The sequence below is a fragment of the Aeromonas sp. 600276 genome (genome assembly GCF_049175815.1).
GTDB classification, from domain to species: Bacteria; Pseudomonadota; Gammaproteobacteria; order Enterobacterales; family Aeromonadaceae; genus Aeromonas; species Aeromonas dhakensis.
In genome coordinates this window covers 77495-91763 of the sequence record NZ_JAAKVU010000017.1, presented here as the reverse complement: position 1 = coordinate 91763, position 14269 = coordinate 77495, and the positions used below count along the sequence as shown (strand labels likewise).

At 63.0% G+C, this 14269-nt stretch carries 15 protein-coding genes; 9 read left to right on the top strand and 6 right to left on the bottom strand.

What is annotated here, in order from left to right; all coding sequences use genetic code 11:
- Window positions 1–152 precede the first annotated feature (152 nt).
- From hemE to G5134_RS16695, 7 genes are all read left to right on the top strand, one after another.
- Window positions 153–1220: a uroporphyrinogen decarboxylase gene (gene hemE, locus G5134_RS16725; protein WP_010635049.1), complete on the top strand. Its 1068-nt coding sequence runs from the start codon at window positions 153–155 to the stop codon at window positions 1218–1220.
- Window positions 1221–1401: 181 nt separating this feature from the next.
- A complete protein-coding gene (locus G5134_RS16720; RefSeq protein WP_065017308.1) occupies window positions 1402–2331 on the top strand; it encodes an ROK family protein in 930 nt (309 codons plus the stop codon).
- 49 nt (window positions 2332–2380) lie between these two features.
- A complete protein-coding gene (gene epd, locus G5134_RS16715; protein ID WP_010635047.1) occupies window positions 2381–3391 on the top strand; it encodes an erythrose-4-phosphate dehydrogenase in 1011 nt (336 codons plus the stop codon).
- Window positions 3392–3453: 62 nt separating this feature from the next.
- Window positions 3454–4617, top strand: a complete 1164-nt coding sequence (locus G5134_RS16710) for a phosphoglycerate kinase (RefSeq protein ID WP_005309339.1) — start codon at window positions 3454–3456, stop codon at window positions 4615–4617.
- 115 nt (window positions 4618–4732) lie between these two features.
- A complete protein-coding gene (gene fbaA / locus G5134_RS16705; RefSeq protein ID WP_005309342.1) occupies window positions 4733–5812 on the top strand; it encodes a class II fructose-bisphosphate aldolase in 1080 nt (359 codons plus the stop codon).
- 221 nt (window positions 5813–6033) lie between these two features.
- Complete coding sequence (locus G5134_RS16700; protein WP_065017309.1) at window positions 6034–7335, top strand: NAD(P)/FAD-dependent oxidoreductase; 1302 nt, start codon at window positions 6034–6036, stop codon at window positions 7333–7335.
- Between the two features lie 230 nt (window positions 7336–7565).
- A complete protein-coding gene (locus tag G5134_RS16695) occupies window positions 7566–8105 on the top strand; it encodes a hypothetical protein (RefSeq protein WP_226008988.1) in 540 nt (179 codons plus the stop codon).
- Window positions 8106–8135: 30 nt separating this feature from the next.
- On the opposite strand, the gene G5134_RS16690 is transcribed toward G5134_RS16695, so the two are convergent.
- The 4 genes from G5134_RS16690 to cutA form a co-directional block, all read right to left on the bottom strand.
- Complete coding sequence (locus tag G5134_RS16690; RefSeq protein ID WP_226008987.1) at window positions 8136–8549, bottom strand: hypothetical protein; 414 nt, start codon at window positions 8547–8549, stop codon at window positions 8136–8138.
- A 78-nt stretch (window positions 8550–8627) separates the two neighbouring features.
- Window positions 8628–9161 (bottom strand): GNAT family N-acetyltransferase, encoded by a 534-nt coding sequence (locus G5134_RS16685; protein ID WP_123247177.1) that lies wholly within the window; start codon window positions 9159–9161, stop codon window positions 8628–8630.
- On the bottom strand, window positions 9151–10941 hold the full coding sequence (locus G5134_RS16680; protein WP_226008986.1) for a protein-disulfide reductase DsbD: 1791 nt from the start codon (window positions 10939–10941) through the stop codon (window positions 9151–9153). Before G5134_RS16680 ends, G5134_RS16685 begins: the two co-directional genes overlap by 11 nt.
- Window positions 10938–11255, bottom strand: coding sequence for a divalent-cation tolerance protein CutA (cutA, locus tag G5134_RS16675; protein WP_226008985.1), 318 nt, complete (start codon window positions 11253–11255; stop codon window positions 10938–10940). Before cutA ends, G5134_RS16680 begins: the two co-directional genes overlap by 4 nt.
- Window positions 11256–11448: 193 nt before the next feature.
- Between cutA and G5134_RS16670 the strand changes: the two genes are divergently transcribed.
- The gene (locus G5134_RS16670) at window positions 11449–11787 is read left to right on the top strand and encodes a hypothetical protein (protein WP_019839856.1); all 339 of its coding nucleotides are present in this window, start codon (window positions 11449–11451) and stop codon (window positions 11785–11787) included.
- A 95-nt stretch (window positions 11788–11882) separates the two neighbouring features.
- Here the strand turns inward: G5134_RS16670 and G5134_RS16665 are convergent, their stop codons facing one another.
- Window positions 11883–12320, bottom strand: coding sequence for a PACE efflux transporter (locus G5134_RS16665; RefSeq protein ID WP_005309357.1), 438 nt, complete (start codon window positions 12318–12320; stop codon window positions 11883–11885).
- Window positions 12321–12444: 124 nt separating this feature from the next.
- Between G5134_RS16665 and G5134_RS16660 the strand changes: the two genes are divergently transcribed.
- Window positions 12445–13323, top strand: a complete 879-nt coding sequence (locus tag G5134_RS16660) for a LysR family transcriptional regulator (protein WP_010635038.1) — start codon at window positions 12445–12447, stop codon at window positions 13321–13323.
- 18 nt (window positions 13324–13341) lie between these two features.
- Here G5134_RS16660 and ygfZ read toward each other — a convergent pair whose 3' ends face one another.
- A complete protein-coding gene (ygfZ, locus tag G5134_RS16655) occupies window positions 13342–14247 on the bottom strand; it encodes a tRNA-modifying protein YgfZ (protein ID WP_065017313.1) in 906 nt (301 codons plus the stop codon).
- Between the last annotated feature and the right edge of the window lie 22 nt (window positions 14248–14269).

The following is a 14269-nucleotide window of genomic DNA, read 5'->3' as shown; positions in this document are numbered from 1 at the left end:
ATGCAATGAGGGATGCAAAGAGGGGCGCTTGTTTGCGCCCCTTCACATCTTTGCACTCCAACGGCAGTGGCTGGCGTTTGAGCCGCCCCCCGCCGCGCACAAAGTGGTATCATATCCGCCATTTTATGCTGGATATGAACTCAGGAACTGGGATGAAAGAGCTGAAGAACGATCGTTACCTGCGTGCCCTGCTGCGCCAGGAAGTGGACATGACTCCGGTATGGATGATGCGCCAGGCTGGCCGCTATCTGCCGGAATACAAGGCCACCCGCGCCCAGGCGGGGGATTTCATGTCCCTGTGCCGCAACGCCGAGCTGGCTTGTGAAGTCACCCTGCAGCCGCTGCGCCGCTATCCGCTCGATGCCGCCATCCTCTTCTCCGACATCCTCACCGTGCCCGATGCCATGGGGCTGGGTCTCTACTTCGAACAGGGCGAAGGCCCGCGCTTCGAGCGTCCGATCACCTCCATGGCCGACGTGCAGGCGCTGCCGGTGCCGGATCCGGAAGACGAGCTGGGCTACGTGATGAACGCGGTGCGTACCATCCGCCGTGAGCTCAAGGGCGAAGTGCCGCTCATCGGCTTCTCCGGCAGCCCCTGGACCCTGGCCACCTACATGGTGGAGGGGGGCAGCTCCAAGGCGTTCACCAAGATCAAGCAGATGATGTACGCAGAGCCGCAGACCCTGCACCTGCTGCTCGACAAGCTGGCCGACAGCGTCATTGCCTATCTCAATGCCCAGATCAAGGCCGGCGCCCAGGCGGTCATGGTGTTTGACACCTGGGGCGGCGTGCTCACCCCGCGCGATTACCGCGACTTCTCCCTGCAATACATGCACAAGATCGTCGACGGCCTCATTCGCGAGCACGACGGTCGCCGCGTGCCGGTCACCCTGTTCACCAAGAACGGTGGCCAGTGGCTGGAGCAGATCGCCGCCACTGGTTGCGATGCGCTGGGTCTGGACTGGACCACCGACATCGCCGACGCCAAACGTCGGGTCGGTGACAAGGTGGCGCTGCAGGGCAACATGGATCCCTCCATGCTCTACGCCAGCCCGGCCCGCATCCGTGAAGAGGTCGCCTCCATCCTGGCCGGTTTCGGTCACGGCAACGGCCACGTCTTCAACCTGGGTCACGGCATCCATCAGGATGTGAACCCGGAGCATGCCGGCGTGTTCGTCAACGCGGTACACGAGCTGTCCGCCCAGTACCACGGCCGCTGAGCGCCGCCGACAACACAATGAACAACGGGGCCTGCGGGCTCCGTTTTGCTGCCTGCGGCGGGGGCTGCATCCTGACCGCCGCTCGGGTTACACTGCAACCCGGTAGAGGGCGGTCGACTTCAGGCGGGCACGGCAGCGTGCACTCCGGAGCTGGCGCCCTGCGGTCATGGCTGGAGGCAGGATGAGCAACAGGTTGTTGGATTGGGGTATCGACCTTGGCGGTACCAAGTGCGAGTGCGTGGTACTGGACGGGGACGAGGTGTTGCTGCGCCATCGCATTCCCACCGAGCGTGCCGGCGGTTATGACCACATGATCGGCCAGATCGCCAAGCTGGTGGCAGAGTGCGCCGACAAGCTCGGCCAGCGGCCGGCCCTCATCGGCATGGGGACGCCAGGGGCGCGGGATCCGCAAACCGGCCTGATGAAAAACTGCAACACCACCGAGCTCAACGGCAGGCCGTTCAAGGAAGATCTGGAGCGCCGGCTCGGCGTGCCGGTGCTTATCGCCAACGATGCCAACTGCTTCGCGCTGGCGGAAACCCATCTTGGGGCGGTGCGTCAGTACCATCCCGACGCCAAGGTGGTATTCGGCATCATCATGGGCACCGGAGTGGGCTCCGGCATCGTCATCAACGGCCGCATCCTCAACGGTCATCACGGCATCGCCGGCGAGTGGGGCCACAACGTGCTCTCTCCCGACGGCCCCGAGTGCTACTGCGGCAAGCGCGGCTGCGTCGAGACCTTCATCAGCGGCCCGGCGCTGGAGGCCTGGTACGAGGCCAAGGCCAAGCGTCACCTCCCACTGGCCAAGATCGCGGCGGCGACGGCTCACGACCACGTGGCCAAGCTCACCATCGACCGGCTGCATCTGCTGTTTGGCCAGGCACTGGCCAACGTGGTCAACATCCTGGATCCGGACGTGATCGTCATCGGCGGCGGGGTGGGCAACGTGCAGAGCCTGTACAGCGTGGGACGGGAGACTATTTTGCCCTTCCTCTTTAATCCCCGCTTCGCCACCCCCATTATTGCTCCAGCCCTGGGGGACAGCGCCGGGGTATTCGGGGCGGCACTGCTGGCCCGCGGTGAATTTCAGGATGCCCTGCTGTCGTGAGTCAGTCATCCGCTTGTCCCTTTGTCCATGCTGAGGACCCGGAATTTTCATGATCAAGATTGCCATCAACGGGTACGGGCGGATCGGCCGCAACGTGCTGCGGGCCCTCTACGAGAGCGGCCGCGACAAGAACATCAAGATAGTGGCCATCAACGAGCTGGCCGCCCCCGAGGCCATGGTGCACCTGACCCGCTTCGACACCAGCCACGGTCGCTTCCACCATCCGGTACAGCTGGCCGGCAACAGCATGCTGGTGGGGGAGGATCTCATCTCCCTGTTTGCCGAGCGGGATCCGTCGCGCTTGCCGTGGCGGGCGCTGGGGGTGGACGTGGTGCTGGACTGTACCGGAGTGTTCGGCTCGCGGGCCGATGCCGAGCTGCATCTGGCGGCGGGGGCGGGCAAGGTGTTGTTCTCCCATCCGGCCGAGGCGGACGTGGACGCCACCATCGTCTACGGGGTCAACCATCAGGTGCTGACGGGGCGCGAGCGGATCGTCTCCAACGCCTCCTGCACCACCAACTGCGTAGTCCCCGTCATCGAAACATTGCATCGAGAATTCGAGATAAATTGTGGTACTATTACGACAATTCATTCGGCCATGCATGATCAGCAAGTCATCGATGCCTACCACAGCGACTTGCGCCGAACCCGCGCCGCCAGCCAGTCCATCATCCCGGTGGATACCAAGCTGGCCAAGGGGTTGGAGCGGATCCTCCCCCACTTCGCCGGCAAGTTCGAGGCGATCGCGGTACGGGTACCGACCATCAATGTAACGGCAATGGACCTCAGTATTACTGTTCGTAAAAAAGTGACGGTTACTGACGTAAATCAAGCCCTGCAACGGGCATCCAGAGGTACATTAAGCGGTATTCTGGATTACACGGAAGAGCCGCTGGTCTCCGTAGACTTTAATCATGATGCTCACTCCTGCATCATTGATGGTACCCAGACCCGGGTCAGCGATGCCAACCTCGTCAAGATGTTGATGTGGTGTGATAACGAATGGGGCTTCGCCAACCGCATGCTGGATACCACCCGGGCCATGATGGCCGCAGGCTGAGAGCCTGCACCGGGCGCAAGGTTACTGTTTTTAACATTACCTGAAAATATAGAGGACTGAATATGTCTGTTATCAAGATGACTGACCTGGATCTGGCGGGCAAACGCGTTCTGATCCGTGCTGACCTGAACGTGCCGGTAAAAGACGGCAAGGTCACCTCCGATGCACGTATCGTTGCGACTCTGCCGACCATCAAGCTGGCTCTGGAAAAGGGCGCCAAGCTGATGATCACCTCCCACCTGGGTCGTCCGACCGAGGGTGAATACAACGAAGAATTCTCCCTGGCTCCGGTTGTCAACTATCTGAAAGACGCACTGTCCTGCCCGGTTCGTCTGGCCAAAGACTACCTGGATGGCGTAGAAGTCGCCGCCGGTGAGCTGGTTGTGCTGGAAAACTGCCGCTTCAACAAAGGCGAGAAGAAGAACACCGAAGAGCTGGCCAAAAAATACGCCGCCCTGTGTGACGTCTTTGTAATGGATGCGTTCGGTACTGCTCACCGCGCCGAAGGCTCCACCTACGGTGTGGCCCAGTTCGCACCGGTCGCCTGTGCCGGCCCACTGCTGGCTGGTGAACTGGAAGCCCTGGGCAAAGCCATGCTGAAGCCCGAGCGCCCGATGGTTGCCATCGTTGGCGGCTCCAAGGTCTCCACCAAGCTGACCGTACTGGAATCCCTCTCCAAGATCGCTGACCAGCTGGTGGTCGGTGGTGGCATCGCCAACACCTTCATCGCTGCTGCCGGTCACAACGTCGGCAAGTCCCTGTGCGAGCACGACCTGATCGACACCGCCAAGAAGCTGGCTGCCGAAACCAACATCCCGGTGACCACCGACGTGGTTGTCGGTGCCGAGTTCTCCGAGTCCACCCCGGCCACCATCAAGTCCGTCGCTGACGTGACCGACGGCGACATGATCTTCGACATCGGCCCTGACTCTGCCAAGGCCCTGGCCGACATCATCATGAACGCCAAGACCATCCTGTGGAACGGCCCGGTCGGCGTGTTCGAGTTCGACCAGTTCGCCAAGGGTACCGAAGTGATCGCTCGCGCCATCGCTGAATCCCCGGCCTTCTCCATCGCGGGCGGTGGTGACACCCTGGCCGCCATCGACAAGTTCGGCATCGCCGACAAGGTCTCCTACATCTCCACCGGCGGCGGCGCCTTCCTGGAGTTCGTGGAAGGCAAGGTACTGCCGGCTGTTGCGATTCTGGAACAGCGCGCCAAAGCCTAATTGACCCGAGACGGGGGGCAAAAGCCTCCCGTTTCGTTTATCATGTGGCCGCTGTGCCGGTTCATGATGAACCCCCCATTTTTTATTAACGGCATACGAGACAGGACGATTAAACATGTCTAAGAAAATTTTCGACTTCGTAAAACCGGGCGTGATCACTGGTGATGACGTTCAGAAAGTGTTCGCCATCGCGAAAGAGAACGGCTTCGCTCTGCCGGCAGTCAACTGCGTCGGTACCGACTCCGTGAACGCCGTGCTGGAAGCTGCCGCCAAGGTGAAAGCGCCGGTTATCGTTCAGTTCTCCAACGGTGGTGCTGCATTCACCGCTGGTAAGGGTCTGAAGCTGGAAGGTCAGCAGGCTGCCATCATCGGTGCCATCTCCGGTGCCAAGCACGTGCACGCCGTTGCCGAAGCTTACGGTGTACCGGTCATCCTGCACACCGACCACGCTGCCAAGAAGCTGCTGCCGTGGATCGACGGTCTGCTGGAAGCGGGCGAGAAGCACTTCGCTGAAACCGGCAAGCCGCTGTTCTCCTCCCACATGCTGGATCTGTCCGAAGAGTCTCTGGAAGAGAACATCGACATCTGCTGCGAGTACCTGACCCGCATGGCCAAGATGAACATGACTCTGGAACTGGAACTGGGTTGCACCGGCGGCGAAGAAGACGGCGTCGACAACAGCCACATGGATCAGTCCGCTCTGTACACCCAGCCGGAAGACGTGGCCTACGCCTACGAGCGTCTGTCCAAGATCAGCCCGCGTTTCACCATCGCTGCCTCCTTCGGCAACGTACACGGTGTCTACAAGCCGGGTAACGTCAAGCTGACCCCGTCCATCCTGGACGCTTCCCAGAAGTACGTGTCCGAGAAGTTCGGCATCCCGGCCAAGTCTCTGGACTTCGTATTCCACGGTGGCTCAGGTTCCACTCTGGAAGAGATCCGCGAGTCCATCTCCTACGGCGTAGTGAAGATGAACATCGACACCGACACCCAGTGGGCGACCTGGGAAGGCATCCTGGACTTCTACAAGACCAACGAAGCCTACCTGCAAGGTCAGCTGGGCAACCCGGAAGGCGCCGACAAGCCGAACAAGAAGTTCTACGATCCGCGCGTATGGCTGCGTGCCGGTCAGACTTCCATGATCAAGCGTCTGGAACAGGCTTTCTCCGACCTGAACGCCATCAACGTACTGTAATTCGTTACAGCACCTTGATTGCATGAAAAGGCGCCCTGCGGGGCGCCTTTTGCATGAGCGCGGATCGCGATGGGCGGTCGGCTCGTGACAAGGCGTCCTTTAGGACGCCTTTTGCATTTCTGTGATCCCGGCGGGCTGGATTGGCGGCGGGGGCCTGCGTATTATCGATGACAGGCCGTTTATTTTAGTAAACGCAACGGGACCAGGGCAGGATGCTGAACATGCAGGGAAAGCACAACACACATCAGGAACACGTGGCCTCCTATTACGCGGCCACCCGCAATGACAATCAGCAGTGGCCAGAGCTCAGCGGGGAGTGCAATGCCGAGGTCTGCATCATAGGCGGCGGCTTCACCGGTCTCAACACCGCCATCAATCTGGCCGAGGCGGGCTACAAGGTGGTGCTGCTGGAAGCCAACCGTATCGGCTGGGGCGCCTCCGGGCGCAACGGCGGTCAGCTCATCCGCGGCATCGGCCACGACACCAGCCAGTTCGCCCGCTGGATTGGTGAAGAGGGTGTGCGCGAGCTCGACCTGATGGGGCTGGCGGCGGTCGAGCTGGTGCGCGAGCGAGTCGAGCGCTTCAATATCGACTGCGACCTGCGCTGGGGCTACTGCGATCTGGCCACCCGCCAGCGCCATCTGGCCGGCTTCGAAGACGAGCTCGCGCACCTGGCGAGCCTCGGCTACCGGCACGAGCTGAAACTGGTGGCACGCGAAGATATGCATACAGTGGTGGGGTCGGATCGCTACATCGGCGGCATGATCGACATGGGCTCCGGCCACCTGCACCCTCTCAATCTGGCGCTGGGTGAGGCACGAGCGGCGGCCAGCCTGGGAGTGGCGCTGTTTGAGCAATCCAGGGTGGTGCACATCGACTATGGCGAGCGGCTCCAGGTCACCACGGCCCATGGCCGGGTCAGCGCCGACTACCTGGTGATCGGCTGCAACGCCTATCTCAATGACCTCAACCCCGAGCTGGGGGGCAAGGTGCTGCCGGCGGGCTCCTACATCCTCGCCACCGAGGTGCTGGAGAAACGGCTGCGCCAGCGGTTGCTGCCGCAAAACATGGCGGTGTGCGATCAGAACGTGGCGCTCGACTACTACCGCCTCTCCGCCGACGGCCGCCTGCTGTTTGGCGGAGCCTGCAACTACTCGGGACGGGATCCTCGCGACATCAAGGCCTTCATGCTGCCCAAGCTGCTGCGGGTGTTTCCCGAGCTGGCGGAGACCGCCATCGAGTTCCAGTGGGGCGGCATGATAGGCATAGGGGCCAACCGGCTGCCCCAGATCGGCCGCCTGGCGGATCATCCCAACGTCTTCTATGCCCAGGCCTATTCCGGCCACGGTCTCAATGCTACCCATATGGCGGGCAAGCTGGTAGCGGAGGCGATCAGGGGGGAGAGCCGGGGGCTGGATCTGTTTGGCCGCGTGCCGCACATGACCTTCCCCGGCGGCCCGGCGCTGCGCTCGCCCTTGCTGGCGCTCGGCATGCTCTGGTACCGCTTCAAGGATCTGTTCTAAGCGAGTCAGGGCTTGCCACGGCTCGGCAAGCGGTTGCCGCCCCGTTTGCCGGCCAGCCGGATTTATCCTGCCGTTGCCTCGCTTTATAGCCGGAGTTGTCAAAAATCCATCATGCGCCAATTTCTTGTGCTGATCAGAGGAATACACCGGATTGGCGCGGGGTTTGCCATCTGTGAACGGGGTTCGAGCCGCTGAGGATCAGCGGCGGCCCCGCTCAGGAGATCAGGACAATGACAACAAACGTAACAGCCGCGGGAAGCGTCGGCTCGCTGGCGCAACTGCTGGCAACGCGCAGCGGCGAACGGCAGGAGAGACCAGAGATGCCGCCCCCGCCGCCCCCCGGTGCGAGCAACAAGATGGAGCAGGATCTCAAGTCGGTGCTGGCCGAGCTGGGCCTGTCGGGCAAGAGCGAGGAAGAGAGCGGTGAGAATACCGAGAGTACCGCCGCCAGCGGTGGTTCACTCGATTCCTTCATGGCGAGCCTGATGGATGCTCTGCACGCTCAGCAGGAGGGGAGCAAGGCCATCGCCACTGGCAGCAGTGACAATCCCATGAAGCTGGACCTGCAGAGCCTGCTGGGTCAGCTGGATGGGGAAGGGGAGCCTGGCAGCGAGGTGAGCGCCCTGCAGAGTCAATTCTCCAGCCTGCTGGAGAGCAGCGGCAACAGCGGTAGCGGGGTGACTCTGAAGGATCTGTTGTCGGCCTTTGCCAGCAAGATCCCGAGCGACGCGCCCGACCGGAAGGGCTATATGGTGGATACCCAGGCCTGAGTCGGCCCGGGTTGCCTGGCCGGGGCCGCGTCAGTGAGCGGGCTCGGCCAGACGCCAGCCCTGCTCGGTCTTCATCATCCACACCTCGGCCTGCTGCGGCAGCATCTGGCCCGCCTCGAACTCGCCGTATTTGCGCTCCAGCTCCATCAGCCCCATCTCCTGCTGGAAGGGGCCGACCCTGTCATAGACCAGATCCTCGTCCTGCAGTACCTGCAACTGCTCCAGTCCCCGCTTGAAGTGGAGCTGGTAGCTCACCTTGACCAGATAGACCCCCTCCATGCGCTCTTCCTTGTCCAGGATGGCGAAGTCGCTGATCTCGAACAGATTGGCGTCGGTGTCGGCCTGCAGTTTGGCGGTGACCTGGGTCCGGATTGCCTCTTCACCTGGACCTGCGTAACAGCCATAGAGCCAGAGGGCCAGCAGGGGGATGAACCACTTTTTCATCAAAACTCCGGACGAACGAGACGGGAAAGGGCAAATTTTGCCATGCTGCCGACCATATACAAGGGATTGCCAGAAAAATCAGTCAGTAAGGGGCGAGAGGGAGGGGGCGTGCCCGGAAGGGGCAGGGTCGATGGCACGCTCCAGCACGATAGCCTCGGCCCGGTAGCCGGCCAGCTCGCGGCGATAGCACTCGGTGAACCCTCGGCGCTGCCAGAAGGACAAGGCGACCTCATTGCTGGCAATGACCGACAGGCGCAGCCGGGTTGCGCCCCAAGCGCGAGCCAGCGTGCAGGCGTGCAGATAGAGCGCCTGACCGCGGCCGGCCCCCTGCCAGGGCTCACCCACCAGCAGCAGCCCCAGATAGGCGGTGGTGGGTTCGGGATAGCCGCGCAGCAGATCGAGCACGGCGGTAAGCTCCCCCGCCTCCCAGCGCCCGATCACCTGTTTGGCAGAGAAGGGCAGCGTCGGCGGACAGGCCGTGAGCGCCTCCTCTGCTGCCTGGGCGCAGAGCGGCGCGTGACTTATCGCTGCCTGATAGGCTGGAGCCAGTTCGAACAGCCGCTGCAGGGCGGGCGCATCGCTTGCCTGCAGCTGACGCAGTTCAGTTGGCATCGCCAATCCTGTCCAGCTGACCGAGGAACTCGGCGGGCCCCATAAAGCCGGTCACCCGCTGGCCGCTCACTTCATTGCCGGCGCGGTCGAAGAAGATCAGGGTCGGCAGGCCCAGCACGTTGAGACCGTTGAGCAGTTCCACATCGGCATCGTCGTTGGCGGTGACGTCCGCCTGCAGCAGTACCATCTGGCCGAAGCGCTCGCGCACGGCGGGGTCGCTGAAGGTCTTGTGTTCGAACTCCTTGCAGGCCACGCACCAGTCGGCATAGAGATCGAGCAGCACCGGCTTGCCGCGGGCGGCGGCCAGCTGGGTCTTGAGATCGTCCAAGGTCTTGATGCGGATGAAGGCCGGCGTCTCGGCCTGGGCGGCGACGCTGGCGCCCTGGGAGGGCAGCAGCAGATCCTTGCCCACCACCACGGCACTGATCATCGCCAGCAGCAGCACGAAACCGCGCAGGCTGCGCCCCACCGAATGTTGCTGGTGCTGGTTGTGATGGTAGAGGTAGCCGCACAGCAGCAGCCCCCAGCCGAGCCAGGCCAGGGTGGCGACCTGATCGCTCCACAGCCTGGAGAGCAGCAGGATGGGCACCGCCAGCAGCGCAAACCCGAACAGCTGCTTGATTACGTCCATCCAGGCGCCCGCCTTGGGCAGCAGCTTGCCGCCCGAGGTGCCGAGCAGTAGCAGCGGCAGCCCCATGCCGAGCGACAGGGCGTAGAGGGCCGCGCCGCCGAGCCAGAGATCGCCGCTCTGGGCCACGTAGATGAGGGCGCCGGAGAGGGGGGCCGTGGTGCAGGGGGAGCAGACCAGGCCGGAGATCATCCCCATGATGCCGACCCCGAGCACGGAGCCGCCCTGCTGGCGGTTGGAGAGACCGGAGAGGCGGGTTTGCAGGCTGCTCGGCAGCTGCAGGGTATAGAGCCCGAACATGGAGAGGGCCAGCAGCACGAACATCACCGAGAGCCCGATCAGCACATAGGGGTGCTGCAGCGCGGCCTGGAATTTCAAGCCTGCCGACGCCACCACCAGCCCGAGCAGGGTGTAGGTGACCGCCATCCCCTGCACGTAGACGAAGGAGAGCAGGAAGGCGCGGCGGGTGGAGAGGCGATGGCCGGCCCCGGCGATGATCCCGGTCAGGATGGGATACATGGGGAAGACGCAGGGGGTGAAGGCGAGGCCGAGCCCCAGTGCGAAGAAGGCGGCGACGCTGAGCCAGAAACCCTGGCTGCCGAGGGCGGCCGCCAGCTGATCCTGCTGACTGCTGGCCGGGGCCGGCGTGGGTACATCGACCTGATCATGCGGCGGCTCGGCGACGAGGGGGTCGACGGCGATCCGCTTGTCGGTCGGGGGATAGCAGAGGCCGTCGGTACAGCCCTGATAGCTGATCTTGAGGCTGGCCTGCTGGCCCGCCTCGGTCAGGGTGACGGGGATCTGCACCTCCCGGTAATAGACCTGGGTCTTGCCGAAGAAGTCGTCTTCATGATCGGTGCCGGCGGGCAGCACCGGCTCCTCGAAGGTGAGGTTCTCGCCCTGGAAGCTGAAGCGGTGGCGGTAGAGGTAGTAGTCGTCGGCGATGCGCAGGCGCAGCAGCAGCCGGTTGCCCTGCTGTTCGCTCTCGAGGACGAACGCCTCGTCCACTTTCAGAAATTTGGGTTGGGCGCTGGCCTCTATGCCGAGGGCGCTCAGCAGATCCGTGCTGCTGGCGCGGGCCGGCAGCGAACCGAGCCCGGCCAGCAGGGCGCAGAGCAACAGCAGGGGAGAGAGCAGGCGAAACGGCGTCATGAGGTTTCCTGTTTTATCCAGTCGAGATAGGGCTGGTGACCCTGATGGGTGGGGAGCGCCAGGATCTCCGGCACCTCATAGGGGTGATGAGCAAGGATGCACTGGCGCAGCGGCTCGAACAGGGCCGCTTGCGACTTGATGATGAGCTGGATCTCCGTGGCCCGCTCGATCTGGTTCTGCCAGCGATAGACGGAGGTGAGGCCGGGCAGCTGGTTGATGCAGGCCGCCAGCTGCCGGTCGAGCAGTTGTTCGCAGATGAGGTCGGCACTGGCCTCATCCGGGCAGGTGCAAAGCACCAGAATGGCGTCAGTCATGGTGAAATTTCTCGTCCGTACCGGGCGGCAAGGCGCCCGCAAACCAGTGGCTACTATACCTAGCGACGGGTCAAATAGCATCTGGCGCACTTTGCGGCTGCGACATGAAAATAAGTGGGGGGCATGAGATAGACGCTGTCAGAGCGACAAGGCAGAATGAGCGGGCTTGTTCCCATTCGACGTAAGGAAATGTATGACCCAACAGAATGAGCAGCAGAGAAACCGCATGTTGAGCCTGTTGCGCGAAGGTGAGCGCCGTATGTTGGTGCAACTGGCCGGTCTGCTGCGTACCAGTGCCGATGAAATCAATGCCGAGCTGGAAAAAGAGGAGTTGTTGGAGACCCTGGAGCAACCGGTCACGGTGGAGTATCTCAACGGCGTGGTGCAACACCATCTGTTCGAGCGCCTGCACAAGGGTGACATGGTGGCGGCCCAGCGTCTGCTGACCCAGTACCAGAGCGACCTTGAGGCCATGCTGACCCAGGAGGCCGAGGCAGAGGCCCAGACCGAAGAGCTGAAGGCACAAGCCTGAAGGCCGCGGCAGGCCCGCCGGGCTTGTCCTCCCCCAGCACCATCATGCCTCTTGCATGATGGTGCCTCGTTTTTCCCACCGTTTTTTGCCGTCGTTCAACCCAGTGCGTTCTGCTGCCACTGACCCGGGATCGGGTACACCTTGTCGTAACTCCAGTTGTAGACGAAGGCGTAGACCAGATAGAAGGTCACGAAGCCGATATTGAGCGCCAGTGCCGCCAGCAGGGCGAGATCCAGCCACCAGGCGATGACCGGCAGGGTGAGCGCCATGAAGCCCCCTTCAAAGCCGAACGCATGGACCACGCGCTGCCACAAGGTCTTGTGCGGGTGACCCTGGTACTTGAGCAGCAGCTTGTCGAAGCCGATGTTGTAGACATAGTTCCAGACGGTGGCCAGTACCGAGAACAGGACGGCCAGCGGCCCCATGTGGCTGAGCTCGATGCCTGTGATCCAGCTGGCCAGGGGGGCTGCGATGAGCAGACCTATCACTTCAAAGCCGATGGCGTGGCGGATACGGTCATTGCGGGTACGCATAAATTCCTCTCTTTAAACAGCTATGTTGACTGACTGGTTGGCAATCTATCCCTATTTATTGATAGTTTCACGTTGGTATCCATCGCTAAAATAGATGGATTACCGCATTTGCAGGAGCAGGACGATGAACCCATCGCTAGAACAACTCAGGGTATTGCTGGCCGCCGCGCAGGCAGGCTCCTTCTCGGCGGCCGCGCGCCAGCTGGGCAAGGCGCAGTCGGTAGTCAGCACCGCCATCGCCAATCTGGAGATAGATCTGGGGCTGGAGCTGTTCGATCGCAGCGGGCGCTATCCGGTGCTGACCGAGGCGGGCGTGCGCATCAGCCAGGAGGCAGGCATCTTGCTGGCCCAGAGCGCCCGCTTGCAGGCCATCGCCGGCGAGCTGGCCAGCGGCGTCGAGTCGCGCCTGACCCTGGCCATCGATGATGACTCCCACCTGCCCTGGCTCGGCGCCGTGCTGGAGGAGTTCGCCACCCACTACCCGACGGTTGAGCTGGAGCTGCTGTTTCCGCTGATGGAGGATCTCACCGAGATGCTGATCAGCGGCCGCGCCCAGCTTGGCATCAGTTATCAGAAGGAGCACCCGCAGCAGGAGATCGTGGCCCGCTCGCTGGGAGGCGTCGCCATGCCGCTGGTGGTCTCCCCCGAACATCCGCTGGCCCACAAGGCGCCGCTGCGGGAGAGCGATCTGCAGGGGGCTCGCCAGCTGCTGGTGACAGGGCGACGGGAGGGGACGGAGCGCCATCGCTTTCGCCTGTCGGCGCAGGTGTGGTGGGTGGAGGGGGATCTCGGGATCCTGGAGCTGGTGAAATTGGGACTGGGGTGGGCGGCAGTGCCCGATTTTCTGCTGCACCGGCCGCTGGCTCGGGGCGAGGTGGTGGTGCTCAAGCCGGACTTTATAACCCAGCCGGAGCTGGCGCTGGAGCTGCAGTGGCATCGCGCCCGCCCGCTCGGGCAGGCGGGGCGCTGGCTGAAGGAGGCTCTGCTGGCACGGGTGCGCTAGCAGGGCGCTTGGCTTCGCTTACTCGGTCAGCTGATAGGGGAGGGGCTGCAGGGTCAGGCTTGAACCTTCTTCCTGCTTGAGCCGGAAGCGGGCGTCGGCCTCGGTGTCCTTGGGCAGCACGGCGGTGAGCCACAGCTCGCCATCCTGTTGCCAGGCGTTGAGCACCATGCCGCTGCGGCGCCAGTTGTCACCGAGCTGGATCTCCAGGGTGTCGCCGCTGGTAACCGGGGTAGTGGCGGTGCCGCTCAGCACGAACAGGGCGCGGTTGTTGGCGCCGCGATACTTGGCGCGGGCCACCGTCTCCTGGCCCATGTAGCAGCCCTTGGTGAAGCTGATGCCGTCCAGCGCCTGCAGGTTGAGCATCTGGGGAATGTACTCACCCTGATGAACCGCCTCCAGATGGGGGATGCCGGCCTTGATCTCCAGTCCCCACCAGAGCGACTCGGGGCCGCTGGGCAGGGTCTGCGCCAGCGGCTGTTCGCTGACCAGCAGCCAGCGATCGGCTTCGATCCGCACCGCCATGCCACCCTCGATGAGGCCGCTCTCCTGCAGGTCGTATTGCCCCGCGATCCAGCCATCGGTCCCCTGACCGGCCACGCCGACCGCCTGGCCGTGATTTTCGCTGATCTCGACCTTGGCAAAGATCGCGAACTTCTTGAGCTCGGGCAGCTGGCGAGCCAGCACCGACGGCTTGGTCAGCATCAGCAGGCGATCGCTCAGGCAGAGCAGGCGAAAATCGCTCCACAGCTTGCCCTTGGGATCGCAGTGGCCGCCCAGGGTGTGCTGGCCCGGCTGCAGGGCGTTGACGTCACAGGTGACCTGACCCTGCAGGTATTTGGCGCGATCCGGGCCGCTCAGGCTGGTGATGGCCAGATCGGTCAGAGGGAACAGGGTTGGCTCGGCAGGAAGGATTGGCAGGCTCACGATGGCATTCCAGAGACAGAAA